The 26621-nt window shown below is 64.7% G+C and carries 17 protein-coding genes; 5 read left to right on the top strand and 12 right to left on the bottom strand.

Translation table 11 applies throughout. The annotated features are described in order from the left end of the window. Nucleotides 1–7: 7 nt before the first annotated feature. The 11 genes from lpxD to rpsB form a co-directional block, all read right to left on the bottom strand. Nucleotides 8–1057, bottom strand: a complete 1050-nt coding sequence (gene lpxD / locus RBA41_RS03195) for a UDP-3-O-(3-hydroxymyristoyl)glucosamine N-acyltransferase (RefSeq protein WP_306620958.1) — start codon at nucleotides 1055–1057, stop codon at nucleotides 8–10. A 30-nt stretch (nucleotides 1058–1087) separates the two neighbouring features. Further along, the gene (locus RBA41_RS03190; protein ID WP_306620956.1) at nucleotides 1088–1603 is read right to left on the bottom strand and encodes an OmpH/Skp family outer membrane protein; all 516 of its coding nucleotides are present in this window, start codon (nucleotides 1601–1603) and stop codon (nucleotides 1088–1090) included. A gap of 41 nt (nucleotides 1604–1644) precedes the next feature. Then, complete coding sequence (bamA, locus tag RBA41_RS03185) at nucleotides 1645–3978, bottom strand: outer membrane protein assembly factor BamA (RefSeq protein ID WP_306620954.1); 2334 nt, start codon at nucleotides 3976–3978, stop codon at nucleotides 1645–1647. Between the two features lie 17 nt (nucleotides 3979–3995). Continuing rightward, complete coding sequence (rseP, locus tag RBA41_RS03180) at nucleotides 3996–5390, bottom strand: RIP metalloprotease RseP (protein ID WP_306620952.1); 1395 nt, start codon at nucleotides 5388–5390, stop codon at nucleotides 3996–3998. After that, the gene (ispC, locus tag RBA41_RS03175) at nucleotides 5387–6568 is read right to left on the bottom strand and encodes a 1-deoxy-D-xylulose-5-phosphate reductoisomerase (protein ID WP_306620950.1); all 1182 of its coding nucleotides are present in this window, start codon (nucleotides 6566–6568) and stop codon (nucleotides 5387–5389) included. The genes rseP and ispC overlap by 4 nt, the downstream gene beginning before the upstream one ends. Before the next feature lie 21 nt (nucleotides 6569–6589). Further along, the gene (locus RBA41_RS03170) at nucleotides 6590–7423 is read right to left on the bottom strand and encodes a phosphatidate cytidylyltransferase (RefSeq protein WP_306620948.1); all 834 of its coding nucleotides are present in this window, start codon (nucleotides 7421–7423) and stop codon (nucleotides 6590–6592) included. After that, the gene (gene uppS, locus RBA41_RS03165; protein WP_306620946.1) at nucleotides 7423–8175 is read right to left on the bottom strand and encodes a polyprenyl diphosphate synthase; all 753 of its coding nucleotides are present in this window, start codon (nucleotides 8173–8175) and stop codon (nucleotides 7423–7425) included. Before uppS ends, RBA41_RS03170 begins: the two co-directional genes overlap by 1 nt. Nucleotides 8176–8266: 91 nt before the next feature. After that, complete coding sequence (frr, locus tag RBA41_RS03160) at nucleotides 8267–8827, bottom strand: ribosome recycling factor (protein WP_099878161.1); 561 nt, start codon at nucleotides 8825–8827, stop codon at nucleotides 8267–8269. Nucleotides 8828–8854: 27 nt separating this feature from the next. Further along, on the bottom strand, nucleotides 8855–9571 hold the full coding sequence (pyrH, locus tag RBA41_RS03155) for a UMP kinase (RefSeq protein ID WP_054262915.1): 717 nt from the start codon (nucleotides 9569–9571) through the stop codon (nucleotides 8855–8857). 102 nt (nucleotides 9572–9673) lie between these two features. After that, nucleotides 9674–10582, bottom strand: a complete 909-nt coding sequence (gene tsf / locus RBA41_RS03150) for a translation elongation factor Ts (RefSeq protein WP_306620943.1) — start codon at nucleotides 10580–10582, stop codon at nucleotides 9674–9676. Nucleotides 10583–10681: 99 nt separating this feature from the next. After that, entirely contained in the window at nucleotides 10682–11431 is a 750-nt protein-coding gene (gene rpsB / locus RBA41_RS03145) for a 30S ribosomal protein S2 (RefSeq protein WP_306620941.1), read from the bottom strand. 346 nt (nucleotides 11432–11777) lie between these two features. Here rpsB and map point away from each other — a divergent pair, with 346 nt between their 5' ends. From map to RBA41_RS03125, 4 genes are all read left to right on the top strand, one after another. After that, nucleotides 11778–12605 carry a type I methionyl aminopeptidase gene (gene map / locus RBA41_RS03140; RefSeq protein WP_099878153.1) on the top strand — a complete coding sequence of 276 codons (828 nt, stop codon included), beginning with the start codon at nucleotides 11778–11780 and terminating at the stop codon, nucleotides 12603–12605. Nucleotides 12606–12618: 13 nt separating this feature from the next. Further along, complete coding sequence (locus RBA41_RS03135) at nucleotides 12619–15201, top strand: [protein-PII] uridylyltransferase (protein ID WP_306620939.1); 2583 nt, start codon at nucleotides 12619–12621, stop codon at nucleotides 15199–15201. A 51-nt stretch (nucleotides 15202–15252) separates the two neighbouring features. Further along, a complete protein-coding gene (locus RBA41_RS03130; RefSeq protein WP_054262920.1) occupies nucleotides 15253–15999 on the top strand; it encodes a pseudouridine synthase in 747 nt (248 codons plus the stop codon). Between the two features lie 151 nt (nucleotides 16000–16150). Then, nucleotides 16151–17623, top strand: a complete 1473-nt coding sequence (locus RBA41_RS03125) for a family 43 glycosylhydrolase (protein ID WP_306620936.1) — start codon at nucleotides 16151–16153, stop codon at nucleotides 17621–17623. Between the two features lie 91 nt (nucleotides 17624–17714). Here RBA41_RS03125 and RBA41_RS03120 read toward each other — a convergent pair whose 3' ends face one another. After that, nucleotides 17715–18947 (bottom strand): hypothetical protein, encoded by a 1233-nt coding sequence (locus tag RBA41_RS03120; protein ID WP_306620934.1) that lies wholly within the window; start codon nucleotides 18945–18947, stop codon nucleotides 17715–17717. 129 nt (nucleotides 18948–19076) lie between these two features. Between RBA41_RS03120 and RBA41_RS03115 the strand changes: the two genes are divergently transcribed. Beyond that, nucleotides 19077–26612, top strand: a complete 7536-nt coding sequence (locus RBA41_RS03115) for a SpvB/TcaC N-terminal domain-containing protein (RefSeq protein ID WP_306620932.1) — start codon at nucleotides 19077–19079, stop codon at nucleotides 26610–26612. Nucleotides 26613–26621: the final 9 nt, after the last annotated feature.

Genomic DNA, 26621 nt, shown 5'->3' with positions numbered 1-26621 from the left:
ATGTCTTCTATTTTTGTTCTGTGAGTGCCTTGACGGCTTTTTCGAGCGCGCGGATTTTTTCGCGCATCGACGTCAGGTTGCGCAGCAGGACGGCGTTCTTTTCCCAGTCGCTGTTCTTGGCGATCGGGTAGAAGCCCGTGTACTGGCCCGGTTCCTTGATCGAGTTGGCCACCAGGCTGCCGGCGGTGACGTACACCTTGTCGACGATGGTGATGTGGCCCGAGACCATGGCGGCGCCCCCGAAAGTGCAGTATTTGCCGATGGTGGCGCTGCCGGCCACGCCGACGCAGCCGGCCATGGCCGTGTGTGCGCCGATATGGCAGTTATGCCCGATCTGGATCAGGTTATCGAGCTTGACGCCGTCTTCGATGATGGTGTCGGCCATGGCGCCGCGGTCGACCGTGGTGTTGGCGCCGATATCGACGTCGTCGCCGATGATCACGCGTCCGGTCTGCGGAATCTTGATGTACACGCCGCCCTCGTTGGCGAAGCCGAATCCGTCGGTGCCGATCACCGCGCCCGAGTGGATGATGCCGCGCTTGCCGATCTGGCAGCGCGCATGGAAGGTGGCGTTCGCGAACAGGTGCGTGCCTTCGCCGATGACGGCGTCGCGGCCGACAAAGCTGCCGGCGTCGATGATGGCGTTGGCACCGATGACCGCGCCCGCTTCGATGGTCACCTGCGGGCCGATATGGGCGCTCGGGTCGACCCTGGCGGTCGGCGCCACGCTGGCGCTCGGGTCGATGCCGGCCGGCGCCACGACCGGATCGAGCGAAGCGAAATACTGGGCGGCGTAGGCGAAGTAGACGTGCGGGTTTTTGACGACGATGCGCGCGCCCTGGTAGGTCGCGCCGACGAATTCGTCGTCGGCGGGCGAGAGTATCATCGCCGCCGCGCCGCTCTGCGCGGCCTGGGCCCGCAGTTTGCTGTTGCCGAGATAACTGATGTGCGAAACGCCTGCGTCAGCCAATGGCGCGACCCCGGATACCTCGGTATTCGGGTCGCCAATCAGCTGTCCTCCCAAGCGTTCGACCAATTCACCTAGTCGAGTGCCCATCTTCTGATTCCTGTCTTGTTGTGGTGGTATTTACTTATCGAGCAGCTTGAGGATCTTGTCCGTGATATCGATGCGCGGGCTGGTCCAGGCCGATTCCTGCAGCACGATATCGAGCTTTTCCTGCTCGGCGATCAGTTCGATCAGCTTGCCGGCTTTTTGCGCGATGTTGCCGCGTTCTTCGCTCTTGCGCTGGATCAGGTCTTCGCGGAATTCACGCTGGGTGCGCTGCACGTCTTTTTCGAGGTCGAGCAGTTCGCGCGCGCGCCGCGTGCGTTCGAGTTCGGCCAGGTTCGGCGCGTCGGTCTCGAACTTCGCTTCCATCGATTTCAAGCGCGCCACCGTATCCTGGATCGCCTTCTGGCGCTTCGAGAACTCGGCTTCGATCTTGGCGTCAGCCGCCTTGGCCAGTTTCGACTCGGTCATCAGGCGTTCGGTGAAAACAAAGCCAATCCTGCTCGGCGCATTTTGCGCCTGGGCCAGCGAGCATGCGCACAAAGCCAGCAAGGCGATGTGCTTGGGCCAGGAGGCAGTCACAGTGTTCAACATAGTTCTCCGCAATCTAAAAGGGAAACGGTCGCGTGGCGCGATCAGAAACCGGTACCCATCTGGAACTGGAAGCGTTCCAGGCGATCACCAGGTTTCGCGTTCAAAGGCTTAGCATAACTCAACTTGAGCGGACCGACCGGCGAAATCCAGCTCACGCCCAGGCCCGCCGAGTAACGCAGTTCGTTCAAACGAATTTTTTGCTCTTCGCTGTAGACCTGGCCGGCGTCGAAAAAGCCGAACCAGCGCAGGCTGCGGTCGGCGCCGCTGCCCGGGAATGGCATCTGCAGTTCGGCATTGCCGATGATCCGCTTGGCGCCGCCGACGGCATCGCCGTTGCGGTCGACCACGCCCAGGGACGAGCTCTCGTAACCGCGCACCGAACCGATGCCGCCGCCGTAGAAGTTCTTGAAGACCGGGTACGGACTGCCCTTGACGCCATGGCCGTAATCGAACTCGCCGCGCAGCGCCAGGGTGACCTTGTTGGTGATCGGACGGTACCATTCCTGGTTGTAGACTGCGCGGTAGTATTTGGTGTCGCCGGCCAGATCGAGTTCGAGGTTGACGCGCTGGTAGCGGCCCGACGATGGCGTGATGGCGCTGTCGCGGCTATCGCGCTGCCACGCGGCGGTGAGCGGCAAGGCGTTGGTGGTGGCGCTGCCGATGCCGCTCTCGATGCCGGTGATCTGGCGCACGTATTCCAGGTAGCGGGTCGGGCTGGTGATGTCGGTTTCGATGGTGGTGCGTTCCACGCCGATGCCGAAGTACACGGTGTCGGTTTCGGAGAACGGCACGCCATAGCTCACGCGGCCACCGGTTTGCTTGACCTTGTAGGTACCGATGTTCAGCGCCGGCGGGTTCAGGGTACGCAGGTACAGCTCGAACTGCTGCGACACGCCGTCTTCGGTGAAGTACGGATTGGTGTGCGAGAAGGCGATCGTGCGGCTGTAGTCGCTGGTATTCAAGTCGATGCCGACCGTGTTGCCGCTGCCGGCAAAGTTGGCCTGCTGGATCGACGCCGTGAAGGTGAACTTTTCCGCCTGCGAGAACGAGCCGCCGATCAGGAAGTTACCGGTCGGTTTTTCGGTCACGGTCAGGTTCACGTCCACCTGGTCGGAAGTGCCCTGCGCTTCCGGCGTGTCGATGGTCACGTCCTTGAAGTAGCCGAGGCGGTCGACGCGGTCGCGCGACATCTTGATCTTGTTACCGTCGTACCAGGAGCCCTCGAACTGGCGGAACTCGCGGCGAATGACTTCGTCGCGCGTGGTGGTGTTGCCGGCGATGTTCATGCGGCGCACGTAGGCGCGCTTGCCCGGATCGACAAAAAAGGTGAACGCGACTTCGCGCTTTTCGCGGTCGATTTCGGGGTTCGCATTGACGTTGGCGAAGGCGTAGCCGAAGGTGCCCATGCGGTCCGAAATGAGCTTGTTACTGGCCGTGAGCAGGTCGCCCGAATAGGTCTGGCCCACGCGCAGGCGCACCAGTTCCTTGAGCTCTTCCTCGCGCCCGAACATTTCGCCTTCGAGCTTGATGCCGGAGACGGTGTACTTCTCGCCTTCGGTGATGTTGATCGTCAGGTAGATGTCTTTTTTGTCGGGCGTGATCGAGACCTGGGTCGATTCGACGTTCGCTTCCAGGTAGCCGCGGTTCAGGTAGAACGACTTGATCGACTCGATGTCGCCGGTCAGCTTGGTCTTGGAATACTGGTCGGCCTTGGTGTACCAGGTGAACCAGCCGGAGGTACCGAGCTGCAGCACTTCGCGCAGTTCCTTGTCCGAGAAGGTCTTGTTGCCGACGATGCTGATCTGCTTGATGCGCGCGACCTCGCCCTCGTCCACGTTGAACATGACGGTGACGCGATTGCGTTCGATCGGGGTGACGGTGGTGGTGATCTTGACGCCGTACAGGCCGTGCGACAGGTACTGGCGCTTGAGTTCCTGCTCGGCGCGGTCGACCGAGGCCTTGTCGAAAATCTTGGTCTCGCCGACGCCGATTTCCTTGAGCGCCTTGACCAGCACGTCCTTTTCGAATTCCTTGGTGCCGGTGAAGTCCACGGTGGCGATCGCCGGGCGTTCCTCGACCAGCACGACCAGCACGCCCTTTTCTTCTTCCAGGCGCACGTCCTTGAAGAAGCCGGTCGCATACAGGGCCTTGATGGCGGCGATGCTCTTTTCATCGTTGAACGTTTCGCCCACGCGCACCGGCAGGTAGCTGAACACGGTACCGGCTTCGGTACGCTGGATGCCCTCGACCCGGATATCCTTGACCACGAACGGGTTCACTGCAAGGGCTTGTCCGGCGCACATCGCCAGGACGGCAGCGCCAATTAAGCTGCGACGAAAGAAAGGCAAGGCAATACGTTCAGAATTTAATTTCATTGGGGTTATTCAATGGGTCAATCGTTTGGACAACGTACATATGTATTCGCGGGAGGCGTGGCCGCCGGTCGCAGCAGGCGCATCGTATCATTGAAGAGCGCCAGCGCCATCAGCATCACCAAAAACACGATGCCGGCGCGCTGCGCCAACTCGACTATCCGGTCCGGCAGACGGCGCCCGGTCAAAACTTCCAGCGAATAATACAGCAAAAGCCCACCGTCCAGAACCGGAATTGGTAACAGATTCATCACTCCAAGACTGACGCTGACGACGGCAATAAAGCTCAGAAATTCAATCGGCCCCATGCGCGCGGTCTTGCCGGCGTAGTCGGCAATCGTCACCACGCCGGTCAGATTGGCCAGCGACACCTGCCCGGTGACCATCTTGCCGATCATTTTCAGGCTCATCACGCTTTGCTGCCAGGTCATTTTGGCACCGGCCAGCACCGCGTCGAGCGGGCCGAGCGTGACCTTGACCATCTCGAACAAGGACAGCAATTCGGCATTGATGCGGTAGCGATTAGTAGCTTTATTCAATTCCGGCGTCACGGCCAGGCTCAAGGGACGGCCATCGCGTTCGATCCCGAATTCGAGCGTGCGCCCGCACGATTGGGCGATCAGCGCCATCAATGCGGCGCCGTCGGGCAGCGGTTTGCCGTCGACGCTGAGCACGCGGTCGCCCGGGCGCATCCCTGCCCTGGCGGCCGGGCCGGCGCTATCGGGAATCTTGCCGATTGAAACCGGGGCGCGGAACATGGAAATGCCGAGCTCGCCCAGCAGGTCGCCTTCGACATTCTTGTCGGCCAGGGCTGCCGGCGGCAGGGTGGCGCTGTAGCGCGCCCCGCCCGGCTGGGTGACGTCGAGGCGCACGCCGCTCTTGTCGAGCACCGCCTTCAGGGTTTCCCAGCGCAGTTCGGAAAAAGTGGAGACCGGCACGCCGTTGACGCCGACAATCCGGTCGCCTCCGCGCAGGCCGGCCTGGAAGGCGGGCGTGGTGTCGGCCATGGCGCGCACGCGGGTACCCACCTCGTCCATGCCCACCATATATAAACCGCCGAACACGGCGATGGCCAGCAGGAAGTTGGCGATCGGGCCGGCCGCGACGATGGCGATGCGCTGCCACACGGACTTGCGGGTGAATTCACGGGCCTGGTCGGCCTCGCTCGCGGCGCGGGTGCTTGGGTCGCGGTCGTCCAGCATGCGCACGTAGCCGCCCAGCGGGAGCATGGAAACGACCCATTCGGTCTGGTCGGCGCCGAAGCGGCGCGACCAGATGACCTTGCCGAAGCCGAGCGAGAAGCGCAGCACTTTCACGCCGCACAGGCGGGCCACCGTGTAGTGGCCCAGTTCGTGAAAAATGATCAGCGGTCCCAGCGCGCACAGAAACGCCAGGACGGTGGTGAGGAACGTCATCTGGCCAGGCCGGCAACGATGCTGCCGGCGGCGGCGCGGGCGCGCGCGTCGCACGCCATTACCGCGTCGATGCTGGTCGCCGCGTGATGTTCGTTCTCGTGCATGACGCGCGCGATCACGCGGTCGATGTCGCGAAAGCCGATGCGCCGTTCCAGGAAGGCTTGCACCGCCACTTCGTTGGCCGCGTTGAGCAGCGCCGGCGCGGTGCCGCCCGCTTCAAGCGACTCGAAAGCCAGCGCCAGGCAGGGAAAGCGCGCGACATCGGGCTTGTGGAACTGCAGGGTGCCGATACTGGTCAGGTCGAGCTGGGCTACGCCCGATTCTATGCGCTCGGGAAATGCGAGGGCATTCGCGATCGGGGTGCGCATGTCGGGATTGCCCAGTTCGGCGATGACCGAGCCGTCCACGTAGGACACCATCGAATGGATCACGCTTTGCGGGTGGATCACCACCTCGATCAGCGAGGCTGGCGCGCCGAACAGCCAGTGCGCCTCGATCACTTCCAGGCCCTTGTTCATCATGGTGGCCGAGTCGACTGAAATCTTGCGCCCCATGACCCAGTTCGGGTGCTTGCAAGCTTCGTCGGGGGTGACGTGTTCGAGCGTGTCAACCGCGCGGTTCAAGAACGGGCCGCCGGACGCGGTCAGCAGGATCTTGGCCACGCCGGCGGCGCCAGGCTGGCGCGCGTAGGATTGCGGCAGCGACTGGAAAATCGCGTTGTGCTCGCTGTCGATGGGCAGCAAGGTGGCGCCGTGCTCGTGCACCGCGTCCATGAACAGCTGGCCGGACATGACCAGCGCTTCCTTGTTGGCGAGCAAAATTTTCTTGCCGGCACGGGCCGCGGCCAGGGTCGGGGCCAGGCCGGCGGCGCCGACGATGGCGGCCATCACGGTGTCGGTGTCGGCGCTGGCGGCAATCGAACAGAGCGCGGCTTCGCCGTGTTCGACCTGGATGCGCAGGTCGCGTTCGCGCAGCAAGGCGGTCAGGCGAGCGGCGGCATCGGCGCTGCCGACCACGGCGCGCGCCGGACGGAAGCGCACGCACTGCTCGGCCAGTTCTTCCACCTTGGAGTGCGCGCTGAGCGCATATACCTGGTATTTATCGGGATGGCGTGCAAGCACGTCCAGGGTGGACACGCCGATCGAACCGGTCGCGCCTAAAATGGTGATGCGTTGCATAGTTGTACTTTCAAACTTCGTTCAAAGCAGCCCGGTATGGATCAGGGCCGCAAGCGGCAGCACCGGAATCAGCGCATCGATCCGGTCGAGCACGCCGCCATGGCCCGGCAGCAGGTTGCTGCTGTCCTTGACGCCGGCGCGGCGCTTGAGCTGCGACTCGAACAGGTCGCCCACCACGCTGGCGGCGACGATCACCACCAGCACCGCCAGCGCACCGGCCCAGCCCAGCTTGGCCTGGAGGGCGACGGCGAAGGTATCGGCCAGCACCGGGCCGCCGAACAGCACGGAGAGGCTGGCGATCAGCAGCACGGCAATGCCGCCGCCGATGGCGCCTTCCCACGATTTGCCGGGCGAAATCGACGGCGCCAGCTTGCGCTTGCCGAAGGCCTTGCCGGAGAAATAGGCGCCAATGTCGGCGATCCAGACCAGCGCCAGCACCGACAGCAGGTACACGGCGGACTGCTTGAAGAACAGCACGATGGCGGCAAAACAGGCCACGATCGAGATCGCGTACATGGTGGCCATCATGGTGTTGCGCCCGCCTTCGGCCGGCGGCAAGCCTACCTTGAGCGAGGGCACGAAGCGGAACAGCCATAGCAAGGTCGACAGGCCGAACCAGAACTTGACGGCGCTGTTATCGTTATACAGGAAGGCGTAGGCAAAGGCCGCGCTCCAGAACAGGGCGATCAGGAACGATTGCTTGCGCGACGACCTGAACAGCTGAAAGCTTTCGGTGATGGCCGCCGTGAGAAATAGCAGCACGACCGCGGCGAAAGCGGGGTAATACCCGCCGAACAGCACCGCCAGCAAGACGACAAGCAACACGACGGCGGTGATGATCCGGGTAATTAGCATCAGCTTTTCTTTTCAGCCAGTTGGTCGCCCGTGCGCCCGAAACGGCGCTCGCGGCTTTGATAGGATGCGATCGCCGCATCCAGGGACTCGATCGAGAAATCGGGCCAGTAGGTATCGGTGAAATACAGTTCCGAATAGGCCAGCTGCCACAGCAGGAAGTTGGAAATGCGCTCTTCCCCGCCGGTGCGGATGAACAGGTCGGGCTCGGGCGCGTAAGCCATGGCCAGGTGTTCGGCCAGCTGCTCTTCGGCAAAGCTGGTCAGGCCAGGATTGGCGGCAACCATCTTGCCGGTGGCCTGCATGATGTCCCAGCGGCCGCCATAGTTGGCGCAAATGGTCACCGTCAGGCGCGTGTTGTTGGCGGTGCGGCGCTCGGCCGAGGCGATCATATCTTGCAGCTTGGAGTCGAAACGCGACAAATCGCCCACGACTTTCAGGCGGATATTGTTTGCGTGCATCTTTGCCACTTCGCGTTCGAGCGCGGTGACGAACAGGCGCATCAGGAGCGAGACTTCTTCTTCGGGGCGGCGCCAGTTTTCGGAGGAAAAGGCGAACAGGGTGAGGTACTCGATGCCGCGCTGCACGCACGCTTCAACACAGCCGCGCACGGCTTCGACGCCCTTGACGTGGCCGGCCACGCGCGGCAAGAAGCGCTTGGTGGCCCAACGGCCGTTGCCGTCCATGATGATGGCGACATGGCGCGGCACGCGGGCTACTTCGGGTACTGCTGTCGTCGAACTTTTATAGATCATAAATCCAGACTATCTAGAACAAATGCATGGGAAGCGGACGCTTGGGTCCGCCTCCGTGTGGGCAGACCCTGCCTTGGCGTCCCCAGTCACTCTACACGGTCAGGACTTCTTTTTCTTTTTCCGCAACCAGTTTATCGACATCGATGACAAACTTGTCGGTCAGTTTCTGGATTTCTTCCGATGCACGACGCTCGTCGTCTTCGGAGCAGGCCTTGTCCTTGACCAGTTTTTTCAGCGACTCGTTGGCGTCGCGGCGGATGTTGCGGATCGCGATCTTGGCATCTTCCGCCTCGCCCTTGACCAGCTTGACCATTTCCTTGCGGCGTTCTTCGGTCAGCGGCGGGGTCGGTACGCGGATCATGTCGCCCTGCGACGAAGGATTCAAGCCGAGGTCGGAATCGCGGATCGCCTTCTCGACGGTGGTCAGCATCTTCTTTTCCCACGGCTGCACGCCGATGGTGCGGGCGTCGATCAGGGTCACGTTGGCGATCTGGGTCAGCGCGGTGGCCGAGCCATAGTAATCGACCATGATGTGATCGAGGATACCCGTGTGGGCGCGGCCGGTACGCACCTTGGCCAGATCGCTCTTGAGGGTGTCGATCGACTTGTTCATGCGCTCTTGCGCGTTTTTCTTGACGTCAGCGATAGTCATGCTGCTCTCCTGTAGCTCTGAATGATATTAAACGTGTACTAGTGTACCTTCGTCTTCGCCCATGATCACGCGCTTGAGCGCGCCCGGCTTGACGATGGAGAACACCTTGATCGGCAGTTTCTGATCGCGGCACAGCGCGAACGCGGTCGCATCCATCACCTGCAGGTGCTTGGAAATGGCTTCGTCGAAGGTAATCGACTCGTAGCGCGTGGCGTTCGGGTCCTTTTTCGGGTCGGCGGTGTAGACACCGTCGACCTTGGTGGCCTTGAGCACGATTTCGGCGCTGATTTCCGACCCGCGCAGCGCGGCGGCGGTATCGGTGGTGAAGAAGGGATTGCCGGTGCCGGCGGCGAACACGACGACCTTGCCTTCTTCCAGGTATTGCAGCGCTTTCGGGCGCACGTAAGGCTCGACCACCTGCTCGATGGCAATGGCCGACATGACGCGGGCGACGATGCCGACGTGGCGCATGGCGTCGGCCAGGGCCAGCGCGTTCATCACGGTGGCCAGCATGCCCATGTAATCGGCCGTGGCGCGGTCCATGCCCTGGGCGCCGGGTGCGACGCCGCGGAAGATGTTGCCGCCGCCGATGACGACGGCCAGTTCCACGCCCAGGTTCGCTACTTCCGCGACATCGGCGACCATGCGCTCGATGGTGGCGCGGTTGATGCCGTAAGGATCATCGCCCATCAGTGCTTCGCCAGACAATTTCAGGAGTACGCGTTTGTAGGCTGGTTTCGACATGGGGGTGGGCTCCAAAAAATGACGGTTTGTATTCGGTCTTGCCGTGCGCACACTTTCATGTGCGCAGATTAAAAAAACGGGCCTTCCGGCCCGCTTTCACACTTACTGCTTGTTAGCAGCCATTTGCGCCGCAACCTCTGCAGCGAAATCGTCCTGCTTTTTCTCGATGCCTTCACCAACGACATACATCGTGAATGCTTTCACGGTGGTGCTTTTTTCTTTCAGCATCTGTTCGATCGATTGCTTGTCGTTCTTGACGAACGATTGGTTCAGCAGCGACACTTCTTTCAGATACTTCTGGATCGAGCCTTCCAGGCGCTTGGCCAGGATTTCAGCCGATTGTACCGGCTTGCCCGCGGCAACGGCGACGTCCGCATCTTCCTGAGCTTTCAGAGCAGCAACCGAGCGCTCTTTTTCGATCAGTTCGGCAGGCACCTGGTCCGACGACAGCGACACTGGCTTCATGGCGGCGATGTGCATGGCCACGTCTTTACCGACTTGCTCGTCGGCGCCTTCGAAGTCGACCACGACACCGATACGGGTGCCGTGCAGGTACGAGGCCAGCTTGCCGGTGGTGTCGAAACGCTGGAAGCGGCGGATCGTCATGTTTTCGCCGATCTTGCCGATCAGGGCGATACGCACTTCGTCCAGGGTCTTGCCATCGAGTGGCAGGGCCAGCAGGGCGGCGACGTCGGCAGGGTTGTTTTCGGCAACCAGGCGCGCGGCGTTGTTCGCCAGGGCCAGGAAGTCGTCGTTCTTGGCAACGAAGTCGGTTTCGCTGTTGACTTCAACCAGGGCGCCGACATTGCCAGCGATGAAGGTTGCTACAACGCCTTCAGCGGTGATGCGGGTAGCGTTGCTGGTGGCTTTGGTGCCCAGTTTGACGCGCAGGATTTCTTCAGCACGTGCCATGTCGCCATCGGCTTCGGTCAGTGCTTTTTTGCATTGCATCATCGGTGCGTCGGTTTTCGCGCGCAGTTCGCCTACCATCGCTGCTGTAATCGCTGCCATGTGTTTCTCCTAAATTTGTGACATATTCTGTTTAAAAAAAAGGGGGAGCTGCTGCTACCCCTTTTGATTTCCGCGGCGCCTCAGGGGCGCCTGAGGCAATTAAGCCTGCTCGGAGACTTCGACGAACTCGTCGCCAGCCGATTTAACCAGTTCAACGATTTCGTTGGAGGCGCTTGCACGGCCTTCCAGGATTGCATCAGCAACGCCACGGGCGTACAGCATGATGGCTTTGGACGAATCGTCGTTGCCTGGAATGACGTGGGTCACGCCTTCTGGCGAGTGGTTGGTATCGACGATGCCGATAACAGGGATGCCCAGCTTGCCGGCTTCGGTGATCGCGCCTTTGTGGTAGCCGACGTCGACGACGAAGATTGCGTCAGGAACGCCGCCCATGTCCTTGATACCGCCGATGGCTTTTTGCAGCTTGATCATTTCGCGCTGGAACATCAGGCCTTCTTTTTTCGACAGCTTCTCAACCGAACCGTCTTCAACTTGCGCTTCCATGTCTTTCAGGCGCTTGATCGAGGTCTTGATGGTTTTGAAGTTGGTCAGCATGCCGCCCAACCAGCGCTGGTCGACGAAAGGAACGCCAGCGCGTGCAGCTTCGGCGGCGATGATTTCGCGCGCTTGACGCTTGGTGCCGACCATCAGGATCGTGCCGCGGTTCGACGCGACTTGCTTGATGGTTTTCATGGCTTCCTGATACATACCCATCGTCTTTTCCAAGTTGATGATATGAATCTTGTTGCGGTGGCCGAAAATGAACGGCGCCATTTTTGGGTTCCAAAAACGGGTTTGGTGACCGAAGTGGACACCGGCTTCCAGCATTTCACGCATTGTTACGGACATGTAATTCTCCAGGGTTGGGTCTGGAATCCGGTCAGTCACCATACAGGCACCCTTTGCGACCGGATTCGCGATTTTAACAAGATTTGTGGCATTACTTAACAACATTGCTCGAAAGCGAATTCAAGCAACCCGAGATTCTAACCGCATTTGGGGATTATTTCAAGTCCCGTACAGTTCATCCTGTCATCACCCCGCACGGCGGCGGGCGCAAAGAGCGCCGGGCTCGCGGGAACGAGGCGTGCGTTATCCCTTATAATGGTCGCCATATTTGCACGGGTTTTCGCACCACCATCCCGCTGTTACTGATTCTTACCGTTTCTTACCGTTTTATTGCCGATTGCTAACTATGTCCAACATCTCGATCAAATCCCCCGCCGACATCGAAGGCATGCGCATCGCCGGCCGCCTCGGCTCCGAAGTGCTCGACTACATCACGCCCTTCGTCAAGGTCGGCGTCACCACGGGCGAACTGGACCGTCTTTGCCACGAATACATGGTGAATGTACAGGGCACCATCCCCGCCCCGCTGAACTATTGCCCGCCGGGCTACACGCCCTATCCGAAAGCCATCTGCACCTCCGTCAACGACGTGATCTGCCACGGCATTCCGGGCGATAAGGTGCTCAAGGATGGCGACATGGTCAACCTCGACATCACCGTCATCAAGGATGGCTACCACGGCGACAACAGCCGCATGTTCCTGGTCGGCAAACCGTCGATCCTGGCCAAGCGCCTCTCCGAAGTCACCTACGAATGCATGTGGCTCGGCATTGCCCAGGTCAAGCCGGGCGCGCACCTGGGCGACATCGGCCACGTGATCCAGCAGCACGCCGAAAAGAACGGCTACAGCGTGGTGCGCGAATTCTGCGGCCACGGCATCGGCAAGGTCTTCCACGAAGAGCCGCAGGTGCTGCACTACGGCCGTCCGGGCACCCTGGAGCGCCTGGAAGCGGGCATGATCTTCACCATCGAGCCGATGATCAACGCCGGCCGCCGCGAGATCAAGGAAATGGGCGATGGCTGGACCATCAAGACCAAGGACAAGAAACCGTCGGCCCAGTGGGAACACACGATCCTGGTCACCGAAACCGGCTACGAAGTGCTGACCGTCTCGGCCGGCTCGCCGCCGCCGCCGGCCTTCATCACCGAGGCCAGTCAGGCCGTCACGGCGTAAGGCCAGCCCCGCCATGCCCGCCGCCGCGCTCAAGAAGCAGTCCCGCGACCTCCTCAAGCAAAGGCTGAAGGCGGAGCGGGTGGTGCTGATCGCCGCCTTCCGCGCCGACGGCAAGCCCGAAAAGCTGCTGCGCGGCCTGCGCCACAGCGTCGACGAGGTGCTCACCGAAGCGTGGCACACGGTCGGCCTGCCCGCCTCCACCGCGCTGGTGGGCGTGGGCGGCTACGGGCGCGGCGAACTGTTTCCGTTTTCCGATGTCGACCTGCTGATCCTGCTGTCCGAACCGGCCGACGCCATCACCCGGGCCAAGCTGGAAGAGCTGGTGCAGATGCTGTGGGACCTGGGGCTGGAAATCGGCTCGAGCATCCGCACCATCGAGGAGTGCATGAGCGAGTCGAAGGCCGACATCACCGTGCAGACGAGCCTGTTGGAGGCGCGCCTGGTGTGCGGCGATGCGGTCCTGTTCGAGCAATTGCAGGAACGCTACCTTGGCGCGCTCGACCCGCGTGCGTTTTTCCACGCCAAGGCGGCCGAAATGCGCCTGCGCCACGCCAAGTACGAAGACACGGCATTCTCGCTCGAGCCCAACGTCAAGGAAAGCCCGGGCGGCCTGCGCGACCTGCAGGTAATCCTGTGGGTAGCCAAGGCGGCGGGCCTCGCGAACTCCTGGGGCCAGCTGGCCACGCGCGGCCTGATCACCCAGACCGAAGCGCGCCAGCTGATGGAAAAGGAGCGCGCTTTCAAGGATATCCGCGTGCGCCTGCACCTGCACGCCAACCGGCGCGAAGACCGCCTGGTGTTCGACGTCCAAACGCCGATTGCGGAAAGCTTCGGCCTGAAAACCACCGGCGAAGGCATCAATGCCCGCCGCGCCAGCGAATACCTGATGCAGCGCTACTACTGGGCGGCCAAGACGGTCACCCAGCTCAACACCATCATGCTGCAGAATATCGAAGCGCAGCTGTTCCCCGAAGCCAACGAGGCCGAGGCGATCAACGAGCGCTTCAACGATGTCAACGGCCTGATCGACATCGCCCACGACGACACCTTCACCAGGCAACCCTCGACGGTGCTGGAAGTGTTCGTGCTGATGACCGAGCGCCCGCATCTCAAGGGCATGACGGCGCGCACCATGCGCGCACTGTGGCACGCGCGCTTCGAGATCGACGCCAAATTCCGCGAAGACCCGGTCAACCGCGCCCTCTTCCTGCGCATCCTGCAAGCGCCGGTGGGCCTGGTGCACGCGCTGCGGCGCATGAACGACACCAGCATCCTGGGGCGCTACCTGCCCAACTTTCGCCGCATCGTGGGCCAGATGCAGCATGACCTGTTCCATGTGTACACGGTCGACCAGCACATCCTGATGGTGGTGCGCAATATGCGCCGCTTCACGATGACCGAGCACGCGCACGAATACCCGTTCTGCAGCCAGCTGATCGCCAATTTCCGCAAGTCCTGGCTGCTGTACGTCGCCGCGCTGTTTCACGACATCGCCAAGGGCCGCGGCGGCGACCATTCCAAGCTCGGCACCGTGGACGCCGCCCAGTTCTGCGAAGAGCACGCCATCGGCTCGGAAGACACCGAACTGGTGGTGTTCCTGGTCGAAAACCACCTGACCATGTCGCAGGTCGCGCAAAAGCAGGACCTGTCGGACCCGGACGTGATCGAGAGCTTCGCCAAAGTGGTCAAGGACGAGCGCCACCTGACCGCGCTGTACCTGCTCACGGTGGCCGACATCCGCGGCACCAGCCCCAAGGTGTGGAACGCGTGGAAGGCCAAGCTGCTCGAAGACCTGTACCGCGTGACCCTGCGCGTGCTCGGGGGCGAGCCGCATTCGGCCGACCGCGAACTGAAAAACCGCCAGGAAGAAGCGATGGCCACCCTGCGCCTGTACGGCTTGCCCGACATCGCCCACGTCGACTTGTGGAAGCAGCTCGACGTCGCCTACTTCCTGCGCCACGACGCCTCCGACATCGCCTGGCAGACGCGCTCGCTGTGGGATAAGCTGGGCAGCGTCAAGCCGGTCGTCAAATGCCGCCTGGCGCCGATTGGCGAAGGCTTGCAGGTGGCGGTCTATGCCAAGGACCAGCCCGATCTGTTCGCGCGCATCTGCAGCTATTTCGACCGCAAGAATTTCAGCATCCTCGACGCCAAGATCCACACTACCCGGCACGGCTACGCGCTCGATACCTTCATGGTGACCGAGCAGAGCTTCGCCAAGAGCTACCGCGACATCATCAACCTGATCGAGCACGAGATTTGCGAACTGCTGACCTCGCAGGCGCCCTTGCCGGCGCCCACGCGCGGCCGGCTCTCGCGCCTGTCGCGCACCTTTCCGCTCACGCCGACGGTCGACTTGCGGCCCGACGAGCGCGGCCAGTATTACCTGCTCTCGATCGCGGCCAACGACCGCACCGGGCTCTTGTACGCCATCGCCAACGTGCTCACGCGCTACCGCATCAACCTGCACACGGCCAAGATCATGACCCTGGGCGAGCGGGTGGAAGACGTGTTCCTGGTCGATGGCGCCGTGCTCAACAACGCGCGCAACCAGATCCAGCTCGAAACCGACCTGCTCGACGCGCTGCGCGTGTAATTTTTAGAACTTCCCTTTCCAGCAACCCTTAGCAACCTTACAAAGCAAGCCATGACTGAATTAGTACGCCTCTCCAAACGCATGTCCGAACTCGGGCTCTCTTCGCGCCGCGAAGCCGATGAATGGATCGCACGCGGCTGGGTGCGGGTCGATGGCCAGGTCATCTCCGAACTGGGCAGCAAAGTGCTGCCGCACCAGAAAATCACCGTCGAGCGCCAGGCCGCGGCCGAGCAATCCAAGCGCGTTACCGTGCTGATCAACAAGCCGATGGGCTACGTCAGCGGCCAGGCCGAGGACGGCTACACGCCGGCCGTGGCCCTCATCAAGGCCGAGAACCGCTGGGCCGACGACCCGTCGCCGGAAACCTTCCACCCGACCCAGTTGCGTTCGCTGGTGCCGGCCGGCCGGCTCGACATCGATTCGGTGGGCCTGCTGATCCTCACGCAGGACGGGCGCGTGGCCAAGACCCTGATCGGGCAGGATACCGCCATCGAAAAGGAATACCTGGTGCGCGTGCAGTACACCAAGGAAGGCAAGCTGCCGGAATCGGATTTGAAGAAGCTGTGCTTCGGCCTGTGGATGGACGGCAAGCCGCTGCTGGCGGCCAAGGTGCGCTGGCAAAACGACGACCAGCTCAGCTTCACCCTCAGGGAAGGCAAGAAGCGCCAGATCCGCCGCATGTGCGATATGGTGGGATTGAAAGTCATCGGCCTGAAGCGCGTGCGCATCGGCAAGGTCAAGCTGGGCGATCTGCCGGTCGGGCAATGGCGCTATCTGCGCCCTGACGAGCAGTTCTGAGCGCAATCTGCGATCACTTTTTTGTCGTCCGCGATGTCCGCTTTGGGATTGGACGGCCCTTGAAGTGACGACCATACTCTGCTGGCGAGCCGTGGCACACCATGGCCGTACCGTCCGCCCACAGGCGGCGGTTCACCAATGGAGACTGCCAATGTTCAAACAACCCGTTATCCCGGCGGGCCGGCTCGCCGCCTGCGTCGCCGCCCTGCTCTTGCCCGCCCTCGCCAGCGCCGCCTCGACCACCTTCATCAACCCGGTCGGGCCAGGCACGGCCTCCTCGGCCGATCCCCATGTCATGCGCCACAGCGACGGCAATTACTACTTCGTTTCCACCGCGCCCGGCTGGGACAAGCTGGAGCTGCGCAAGTCGCCTTCGCTGTCGGGCATCGGCGCGCGCACGCCGGTCACCGTGTTCGTCAAGACCGCCGCCTGCAGCGGCAATAACTGCACCAGCAAGGAAATCTGGGCGCCCGAGATCAACCATATCAACGGTGCCTGGTACATCTATTTTTCGGGCGCCGGCACCGACAACCAGCACCGCGTGTTTGCCATCCGCAACCCCAGCGCCGATCCGACCACCGGAAGCTGGAGCGCGCCGGTCAAGGTGGCCGACAGCGAGGACAGCTGGGCGATCGACCAGACCGTGGCCAACATCAACGGCCAGCTTTACATGGCCTGGTCGGACATTTCCGGAGGGCAGCCGCAGCGGATCAAGATCGCGCGCATGAGCAGTCCAACCACGCTCATCGGCAAGGGCGCGATCATTTCCACCCCGACCCTCGCCTGGGAAAAGTCCGGCGCGGCGGTCAACGAGGCGCCGGCATTCATCGTGCACGGTAACAAGGTGCACCTGAGTATCTCGGCCAGCGGATGCTGGACCGACGATTACAAGCTCGGCCTGCTCACCGCCAATCTGGGCGCGGACCTGACCATGCCGTCCAACTGGAGCAAGGCGGCCACGCCGATCCTGCAAAAAGGCAACGGCGCCTTCGGTCCCGGCCACAACGGCTTTACCAAGTCCCCGGACGGCACCGAGGACTGGATCGTCTACCATGCCAATCCCGCCACCGGCCAGGGCTGCGGCGACGCGCGCACCACGCGCATCCAGAAGGTGAGCTGGAATGGCGATGTTCCCGTGATCGGCGCCCCGGTCGCCGCCGGCACGCCCGTCACGCGGCCATCCGGCGAAGGAAGCGGCACGATCTGGTACCGCGTGCGCAACGAGGCCAGCGGCAAGGTGATGAGCATCGACCGCGCCGCCGCGGCCAACGGCGCCGCCATCTGGCAATTCACGAACCTCAACAATTCCGACCAGTTGTGGTCGCTCGACCCGGTCGACGGCGCCTGGTTCAAGCTCACCTCGAACTACAACGGCAACGTGGTCGACGTGGCGGGCCACAGCACCGCGCCCGGGGTGGCAGTCAAGACCTATCCTTACGCCGCAACCTATAACCAGCAGTGGCAGCTGGTGCCGGGCACGACCCAGCATGTCGGCGTGCGCAACCGCAACAGTGGGCTGATGCTCGACAACCGCGATGGCAGCCTGCTCGACGGCGCCGTCATCCAGCAGTGGAGCGGGAATGGGCTGGCGCCGCAACGCTGGCGCCTGGAGCGGGCAAACTGATCACATCATCGCGCCGACCGGGTCGCAGCAGGCAGTGGCGTGATTAACGGCCTGACGAACAGCTCAGGCCTGCGCGGCAGCGGCGCTGCGCTTACAGCTCGTACGGCTCCGTCCTCTTGTTTTTTGGCCACGGGCGGAAGGTGGGCTTGTATCCGGGCGGCGGTTCATAGGGATTGTCGCGCGCGAATTCGCCTGAGTACACGGCGGCTTCCAGCTCATGCAGCTCAACGTTGAAGTCCCCGGCGGGCATATGGGCAAGTGGATCTTCGCTCACCTGATCAATCATGTCGGGCCAGGGGCCGTCTGCGTCCTCGGTTAAATCCTCCGGCAATGTCTCGTCACCGTCCTGGGCATGGTTGCCCTCGCCTGGCGCCAATCCTGAAACAGGGCCGGGCCCCGCCGACGCAGCGCGTACCGAACTGCCGTCGGGGCCGCGTGCAACGGCTGGCATCAGCGGCGCGATCAAGCCGAGCGGTAACCCGCGCCATGCGTCGATGTAGCAAACAGTCGCGCCCAGGTGCCCAATTTTTTTCCAGGCATGGGGCGAGTACCACTCGAAAAACCATCGCATCATTTCTTCTTGCAATGCAGTATTGATCTTCGACGTGTACAAGCCTGCGGCCCCGAAGATCGCTGAGCCAACCTCGGCGGACATGTCATCCGAATCCGCTAACGGACTGGTCTTAAGTTCCCGGTCCATGACCCTGCTCCTTAACGTAGGTAATCCAGGCTGGCGGACAAAGACCGCGCCAGCAGGGGATCGACCCTGATGCGTAAAGCTCATTGCCTGCAAAGCATTCGATGGCGCTGCGGCGAGGTACCAAAGGAAAACGCTGCGCTGACCGCTACAGTCGAGCGCCGGATAACCCTCCGACAAGAGCATGATTGCCAACGGTACCGACCTGCCTTCGCCATTTGAAATATCAATACATTGAAGACTCGCTTTCCTGCGAAAAGTTCGCTCGACAAGTTGCCAGCGCTTGTACAACAATGGCCATTCCCAACTGGAATCAAGGCGTCCGGCACGACGGATATGGGGTTGGACCACGGCTTGCCAGAGTCGCGCATCCGCCATCGCGCCCTCATGAACCTGGATATCGGCAAACGATGTTCCGCCCGGCACAGGCAGTCGACTCAAATGTTTAGCATGCATACGCGCTGGAAGAGTGGTTAAAACGCGATTCTCTTCCAGCGACCGCTGATTCGATACCGAAAAATACAACTCATCGTCAACGCGTCGCGCTGTTTTTCTGGCCCAATCGCCAGCGCTGATCGGACCATCCACACCCACGCAGGGCGCGCTGGCATTTCCGGAATGCAGCAACCATTACTCGCAGTTATTTGCGTATCAATCACCCCACAGCTAGTTCATTTTGTAGTGGAAATTATAGAAACACGGACTAGACTATTCCCTACACCTCGAGCCCGCATTCCCCACGTTTAAAGGCCAGCCTTGAACACGGACAACGAATCGAACGCGGGCGCCGGAGCCAGGCGCAACAGGATCGAGATCCCCAAGCTCGAGTTGCCCAAGGGGGGCGGGGCCATCCGCGCGATCGACGAAAAATTCCGTGTCAACGCGGCCAATGGCACGTCGGCCCTCTCGATCCCCCTTCCCTTCCAGGCCGGCCGCGGCGCACTGGTTCCCGGCCATTCGCTCAACTACGATTCCGGCAGCGGCGCCGGCGTGTTCGGTGCCGGCTGGACGCTCGACCTGCCGAGCGTGACGCGCGCCGCCGGCAAGCGCCTGCCGGGCTACGACGATGCCGCCGACGGCGACGACTTCCAGTTAAGCGGCGTGGAAGACCTGGTACCGGCCATGCGCAGCGGCCCCGGCGGCGAGCCCGAGCCCGACATCGACGAGATCGACGGTTACCGCATCCAGCGCTACCGGCCACGCAGCGAAGGCACTTTCTGGCGCATCGAACGCATCAGCCTGGCCGGCGAGCCCGCATGCTACTGGCGCATCTCGCCGGGCGACGGCAGCACCACCATTTTCGGACGCAGCGGCGCGGCCCGCATTGCCGATCCGCAGGCGCCGCAACGGGTGTTCCGCTGGCTGCCCGAGTGGCGCTTCGACGATCAGGGCAACTGCCTCGAATACGTCTACAAGGCCGAAGACCTGGCCAATGTGCCGCGGCGCGCCTGCGAGGCCAACCGCCACGCGGGTGCCACGACGTTTGCCAACCGCTACCTCAAGCGCATCTTCCACAACAACCGCCATCCCTATTCGACCGGCGCCGCGCCGCCCTGGGACCCGCCGCGCCCGCTCGATCCCGGCTACTTTTTCCAGACCGTGTTCGACTACGGCGAACACGGCGAGGAACGCGGGTCCGCCGAGCTGCGCGACTGGATGGCGCGCGGCGACCCGCTGTCGGACCGGCGCGCCGGTTTCGAGTTGCGCACGTATCGCCTGTGCCGCCGCATCCTGTTCCTGAACCGTTTCGAGGAACTCGATCCGGGCGCCGCCATCACGCCCTGGATTCCGGTCAAGGGACTCGAACTGAGCTACGCCCATGCGGACTTCAGCCTGCCCGCCGGCGCGCCAATCGAATGCGACACCCTGCTCGCGCTGGCCGAAGCGGGCTACCGGCCGGATGGCGCCGGCGGCCTCGCCCGCACCGCGCTGGCGCCCACCACGTTCGCCTATCACCCCGCCGAACCGGCGCGCAGCGTCAGCCGCGCCAGCCGCGCCGACCTGCCCAACGCCCCAGAGGGCCTGATGGGCGAAGTCCACGCGCTCGACCTGTACGGCGACGGCGTACCGGGCCTGCTGTCCGAAGTCGGGAATGCATGGCTGTATGCGCGCAACCTGGGCCAGGGGCGCTTCGGCCCGGCGCGCCATCTTTGGTCCAGGCCATCGCTGAGCGGCATCGACAGCGCCGTGCTGCAGGTGCGCGACCTCGATGCCGATGGTGCCAAGGAAATCGTGGTGGAGTCGCCCGGCCTGAACGGCTATTTCCCGATCGGCGACGACGGCAAGGTCCGGCCGCTGGTGCACTTCATGCGAACGGCGGTGCTGGCGCCGCAGGCGCGCCGCAAGCTGATCGACCTCGATGGCGACGGCCGCCCCGAAATCGTCGTTGCCGCCCCCAACGAACTGCGCTACCTCGACAGCCTGGGCCGCCAGGGCTACGGCCGCTGGCGCAGCGCGCCGCTGCCGGCCGGCCCGGAGCGCCTGCCCTTCGGCGACGAGAGCGAAGGCATTCACGTGGCCGACATGAGCGGCGACGGCCTGGCCGACGTGGTGCGGGTGCGCCACGACAGCGTGGCCTACTGGCCCAATCTCGGTCACGGCCGCTTCGGCGCGCGCGTCGACATGGACAGCGCCCCCCTGCTCGACAGCCCGGAGCGTTTCGACGCGCGCCGCGTGCAGCTGGCCGACCTGAGCGGCACCGGCGCATCCGACCTGGTCTACGAATCCGATGCCGGGCCGCTGGTGGCGATCAACCAGGGCGGCAACGGCTGGGCACAACCGGTGCGCTTCCCGGGCCTGCGCGGCGCGGCGCCGGCCACCCGCCTGATCGTCATGGACTTGCTGGCCGAGGGCACGCCCTGCCTGGTGCGCTCGAGCAGCCTGGCGGCCGACGCCGGCACCCCGCTGGCCTGGATCGACCTGTACGGCGGTGCCAAGCCCTACCTGCTGGCGGCGGTCGACAATGGCGCCGGCAAGACGGTCAGCATCGCCTACCGCAGCTCGGCCCAGTACCTGCTCGACGATGAACGCGCCGGCCAGCCCTGGCTGACCCGGCTGCCGTTCCCGGTCGCCTGCGTGGCCCGGGTGGAGATCCGCGATAGCGTCACCAACAGCCGCTTCGTCACCACCTACCGCTACCGGCACGGCTACTACGACCAGCGCGACCGCGAATTTCGCGGCTTCGCCATGGTCGAGGAAACCGACACCGAAAGCTACGCCAGCCTGGCCGGCGCCGAAGCGGGCAATGCGCCGGCGCCCGACCTGCACGAAGCGCCCACGCGCCAGCGCCAGTGGTTCCATACCGGCGCCTTTCCCGGCTGGGACCTGGTCCGGCGCCTGGCCGGCGAATTCGCGCCGCTGCCGGCCGCCGCCGCCGGCCTCGATGGCAGTGTCGACGAAGACCTCGCCCCCGATGCGCCGCGCGACCGCCTCGCGGCGCACCGGGTACTCAAGGGTAAACCGCTGCGCACCGAAATATGCGTGCTGGACGGCACGGCGCAGCAGGAACTTCCCTACCGCATCACCATCCATTCCTACCGCATCCGCCTGCTGCAAGCGCAGGGCCGCCAGCGCTACGGCGTGTACCAGGCGCTCGACAGCGGCTCGTCCGAGATCCACATGGAACGCGACGCCGCCGACCCGCGCATCACCTCCCAGCTCAGCCTCGCCGTCGACGATCGCGGCCTGCCGCTGCGCACCGCCCAGGTGGCGTACGGCCGCGCGGCGCCGCCGGCCGGCCTCGACACCGAGGTGGCGGCGGCCCAGCGGCGCAGCCACATCACCGTGCAAACGAGCCGCTACACGCCCGACATCGACACCCCGGGCCAGTGGCGCAGCCGCGCCCTGTTCGAGAGCGCCGCCTACGAACTGACCGGTCTCGGCGCACCGGTGGCGCCGTGGAGCGCGGCGACGCTGGACGCCGCCTTCCAGGGCGCCGCCGTGCGCAGCTACGGCGCGCCCGAACCGGCCACCCCGGCCCGCCGCCTGACCGAACTGGACCGCACTTTGTTCGCCGCCGACGCCGACCCCGACACCGCGCTGGCGCTGGGGGTGGCGGCCGCGCGCGGCATCGTGCACGAACGCTACCGGCTCGCCTTCGACAGCACCCTGCCGGCGCTGCTGTACGGTGCCCGCGTCGGCGCGTCCGACCTGGCTGCGGCAGGCTACCGCGACGAAGCGGCGCTGGCCGCCGCCGGCCTGTTCCCCCTCGAAGAAGCGGGACGCTGGTGGAGCGCTTCGGGGCGGGTCGAATACCCGGCCGACCCGCAAGCGGCCTTCTTCCGGCCGCACGCCTATATCGACCCGATGGGCCAGCGCACCGAAGTGCGCGAATACCGCGACTATTATTTGCTGATCGACCGTATCCGCGACGCCGCCGGCAACCACGTCACGGTGACCGACATCGATTTTTACGTGGTCGCCCCGCGCGAGGTGCGCGACATCAACGACAACCTCTCTGGCGTGGCCTACGACCGCCTCGGCCTGGTGTCCGGCTCCGCCCTGATGGGCAAGGGCGCCGAAGCCGATACCCTGGCCGGCTTCGCCCCCGACCTCAGCGACGCCCAGATCGACGCCTTTTTCGCCGACCCGCCCGGCCAGGCGCGCGCCCTGCTGGGCAACGCCACCACGCGGGTCGTCAGCGACCACCGGCGCCAGCCCAACTGGTCGGCCGTGATCGGGCGCGCCATGCACGCCGCCGACGAAAGCGCTGCGGGGGTCCAGGGGCAGTTGCAGATCGCCTTCGACTACACCGACGGCCTGGGACGGGTGGCGCTGCGCAAGCTGATGGCCGAACCGGGCGAGGCGCTGACCATGAGCGCCACCCCGGACGGACCGGTCGCCGTGACGGTCGACAGCGGCAGCGCCCCGCGCTGGGTCGCCAGCGGGCGCAAGGTGGCCAACAACAAGGGCAACGTGGTGCTCGAATACAGCCCGTACTTTGCGCTCACCCATGTCTACGAGGATGCCGACGCGCTGGTCGCGGCGGGCCATTCGCGGCGCAACCACCACGACGGGCTGGGGCGGCTGGTGGCGGTCGACCATCCCGACGGCAGCCGCGAGGAAACCCGCATCGCGGCCTGGTCGCGCACCCGGTACGACCGCAACGACCTGGCGCCCTCCTCGGCGTGGCGCAGCGCGCGCATCGGCGGCGCGCGCGGCGCGGCGGCGCGCGATGCCGCCCTGCAGACCGACCTGCACGCGGCCACCCCGAGCGTCGAGCACAGCGACGCGCTGGGCCACCTGCTGGCACGGATCGACCATAACCGCCGCATCGACCGCGCCAGCGGCCTGGCGGTCGACGAATTGCTGGTCACCCGCAGCGAGACCGACATCGAAGGCAATGTGCGGCGCGTGCGCGACCCGCGCGGGGTCGAGATCGTGCGCCATGCCTACGACATGTCCGGCACACGCTCGCTGTCCGTCAGCGCCGACAGCGGCGCGCGCTGGCGCCTGTCCGACGCGCTGGGCAAGATGGCGCTGGCCGGCGACGCCAAGGACAACCGGATGTGGATCGTCTACGACGCGATGCAGCGCCCATGGCAATTCTGGGTGCGGGCGCCGGGCGGCCCCGATTTGCTGCGCGAGCGCCACCGCTACGGCGGCGCGGCCGATGCGCCGCTCAACGCCAACGGCCGCCTGGTCGAACTGCACGACAGCGCCGGCAGCGTCGCCACGCCGCGCTACGACCTGCGCGGCAATGTGCTGGAAACGGCGCGCCGCGTGCTGGCCGACCCGCGCGCGATCCCCGACTGGCAAGCCGGACACGCACCTGCGCTGGCGGCTGCCGCCCATGTGACGCTCACGCGCCACGATGCCCTCAACCGACTGACACGCCTGACCGCGCCGGACGGCAGCGTCGAAGTGTATGCCTACAGCGAAACCAACCTGGTCGAGACGGTCGACGTCACGCCGGTGGGCGGCGCGACCACCCGCTTCGTCGCCGACATCGACTACGACGCCAAGGGGCAGCGCCGCTTCATCAGCTACGGCAACGGGGTGCAGGCCGACTACGACTACGATGCCGAGACCGACCGCGTGGCGCGCATCCGCCTGCGCCGCGGCGCCAGCGGCCCGGTCCTGCAGGAACTGGCATACACCTACGACCCGGTCGGCAACGTCACCGCCATCGACGACGCCGCCCTGTCCACGCTCTACTTCAATAACGCGGCGGTGGCGCCGGGAGGCACCTTCAGCTACGAAGCGGTGTACCGGCTGGCCGGCGCCAGCGGACGCGAACACGCCTCCGCGCGCGAGGCGCCCGACTGGGGCGATGCCGGGCGCGTGGGACTGCCGCACAAGGCCGACGGCAATGCGCTGCAGCGCTACCAGCAATGGTTCGACTACGACGCCTCCGGCAACCTGCGCCAGATCGTCCACAGCGCCGGGCGCGGCGCGCTGGCGCATGCCTGGACCCGCAGCTTCGCCCATGGCGGCGCCGACAACCGCCTGCTTGGATCGAGCGTGGGCGCGGCGCCGGCCGAAAGCTACGCCTACGACCTGCACGGCAACACCAGCGCCATGCCCCACCTGGCCAGCCTGGCATGGGACGAGGACAACCGCCTGGTGCACGTGGTCACCGGGGCCGGCGACCATGTCTGGAACAATTACGACAGCGAAGGCAACCGGGTGCGCAAGTATGTGGTGCGCGCCAACGGCACCACCGAAGACCGCGTCTACGTGGGGCGCTGGGAACGGGTCGAGCACGGCCGCGCCGACGGCAGCCTGCGCGTGGCGCGCGAAACGCTGCATGTGCTCGACGGCCAGGCGCGCATCGCCATGATCGAACGGCGCACCGCCGGCAGCGACGGCGGTCTTGCGCAGCTGGTCTGCTACCAGTTCGGCAACGCGCTCGGCACCGCCCTGCTGGAGCTGGACGACGCCGGCGCCGTCATCTCGTACGAAGAATTCCATCCCTTCGGTTCGAGCGCGCTGCAATCGGTATCCACGCTGCGGCGCGAAGTGCCCAAGCGCTACCGCTACACCGGCAAGGAGCGCGATGCCGAAACCGGCTTCTACTACCACGGCGCGCGCTACATGGCGCCCTGGCTGTGCCGCTGGACCTCGCCCGACCCGCTCGGCGCAAGCGACGGCAATAACCTGTACGTCTACGCCGGCAACCGCCCGATCGGCTCGAACGACTCGACCGGCCTGTGGGAAATGCCGAGCTGGCGCACGGTGGCCATCGTGGCGGCCGTGGTGGTGGTGGGCGCCGTCGTCACCATCGCCACGGCGGGCGCGGCGGCGCCAATCGTGGCCGGCGCGGTGGCCAGCATCGGCCTGACCGGGACCGCCGCCACCGTGGCCACCGGGGTCGGGGTCGGCATCGCCTCGGGCGCGGCGGCCGGCTTTGCCTCGGGCGCGGTTGGCGAAGCGACGCGCCAGACCGTCAACAGCCGCGCCCTGGGCCTGGGCACGGCCGAGTTTTCCGGACGCGCGATCCTGAGCGAAGCCGGTTCCGGGGCCTTGACCGGCGCGGCCATCGGCGGCGCCATCGGTGGCGCCGCCGCCTTTGCCGGCACTGCCGCCGGCGCCGCCGTGATCGGGGTGGCCGGCCGCGCCACCGCGGCGGCCACGCGCGCCGTGGTGCCGGCCGCGATCAGGTCGGCGGTGGCGTCCGGCGCACGCAGCGCCGCCGGCGCCGTTGCGCGCACGGCCGCGCGGGCCGGCTCCACCGCCGCCGGCCAGACCCTGCGGCGCGGCGTGGAAGCGGTGGGACGGCGCGTGACGGCGCTCGAACAGGCGTCGGCCCAGCGCGGCCTGCAAGTGTCGCGCGGGCTGTACCGCCAGGGCAGCATCGGGCGCATCGCCAGCGAACGCGTGGTGCGCACCGGCAGCATCGCGGAAACCTTCAACGCCCAGCCCACGCCAAACTACAACAGCCAGCTGACGATGATGCCGGGCGACGAAGCGGCCGGCGTGCTCAGTGAGGGTGTGTATGTGCGCAACCCGACCGCGCGCGTGCTCCACGACAGCCTCAGTCCGACCGGGCTGATCGAAAACAGCCGCATGTCGGGACGCTTCATGTACGTGGTCAACCAGGAGGGCGAAGTCATCATCGGCACCCGCGGCGGGCTACGCATGCCGCACCCGACGCTGGTGGGCGGGGCCGAGCCGCAGGTGCAGGCGGCCGGCATGGTCGATATCCGGGGCGGGCGCATCTTCTCGGTCGATAACGACTCGGGCCACTTCCGGCCGTCGGCCGAATCGTTGCGGGCCGCCGAAGCGGCCTTCAGCAGCCTGCCGGACAACGCCTTCCACCGCGCCTTCCAGGGATTCCTGAACCTTTATTGAGGATGCACG

It is taken from the genome of Massilia scottii (assembly GCF_030846495.1).
GTDB lineage: Bacteria > Pseudomonadota > Gammaproteobacteria > Burkholderiales > Burkholderiaceae_D > Telluria_A > Telluria_A violaceinigra.
Note: the sequence above shows the minus strand (reverse complement) of the source record. Positions and strands in the feature narration are given on the sequence as shown.

What these genes read in the sequence shown, in the direction of transcription:
- lpxD (WP_306620958.1), bottom strand. Translation starts at nt 1,057, where the DNA reads ATGGGCACTCGACTAGGTGAATTGGTCGAACGCTTGGGAGGACAGCTG.
- RBA41_RS03190 (WP_306620956.1), bottom strand. Translation starts at nt 1,603, where the DNA reads ATGTTGAACACTGTGACTGCCTCCTGGCCCAAGCACATCGCCTTGCTG.
- bamA (WP_306620954.1), bottom strand. Translation starts at nt 3,978, where the DNA reads ATGAAATTAAATTCTGAACGTATTGCCTTGCCTTTCTTTCGTCGCAGC.
- rseP (WP_306620952.1), bottom strand. Translation starts at nt 5,390, where the DNA reads ATGACGTTCCTCACCACCGTCCTGGCGTTTCTGTGCGCGCTGGGACCG.
- ispC (WP_306620950.1), bottom strand. Translation starts at nt 6,568, where the DNA reads ATGCAACGCATCACCATTTTAGGCGCGACCGGTTCGATCGGCGTGTCC.
- RBA41_RS03170 (WP_306620948.1), bottom strand. Translation starts at nt 7,423, where the DNA reads ATGCTAATTACCCGGATCATCACCGCCGTCGTGTTGCTTGTCGTCTTG.
- uppS (WP_306620946.1), bottom strand. Translation starts at nt 8,175, where the DNA reads ATGATCTATAAAAGTTCGACGACAGCAGTACCCGAAGTAGCCCGCGTG.
- frr (WP_099878161.1), bottom strand. Translation starts at nt 8,827, where the DNA reads ATGACTATCGCTGACGTCAAGAAAAACGCGCAAGAGCGCATGAACAAG.
- pyrH (WP_054262915.1), bottom strand. Translation starts at nt 9,571, where the DNA reads ATGTCGAAACCAGCCTACAAACGCGTACTCCTGAAATTGTCTGGCGAA.
- tsf (WP_306620943.1), bottom strand. Translation starts at nt 10,582, where the DNA reads ATGGCAGCGATTACAGCAGCGATGGTAGGCGAACTGCGCGCGAAAACC.
- rpsB (WP_306620941.1), bottom strand. Translation starts at nt 11,431, where the DNA reads ATGTCCGTAACAATGCGTGAAATGCTGGAAGCCGGTGTCCACTTCGGT.
- map (WP_099878153.1), top strand. Translation starts at nt 11,778, where the DNA reads ATGTCCAACATCTCGATCAAATCCCCCGCCGACATCGAAGGCATGCGC.
- RBA41_RS03135 (WP_306620939.1), top strand. Translation starts at nt 12,619, where the DNA reads ATGCCCGCCGCCGCGCTCAAGAAGCAGTCCCGCGACCTCCTCAAGCAA.
- RBA41_RS03130 (WP_054262920.1), top strand. Translation starts at nt 15,253, where the DNA reads ATGACTGAATTAGTACGCCTCTCCAAACGCATGTCCGAACTCGGGCTC.
- RBA41_RS03125 (WP_306620936.1), top strand. Translation starts at nt 16,151, where the DNA reads ATGTTCAAACAACCCGTTATCCCGGCGGGCCGGCTCGCCGCCTGCGTC.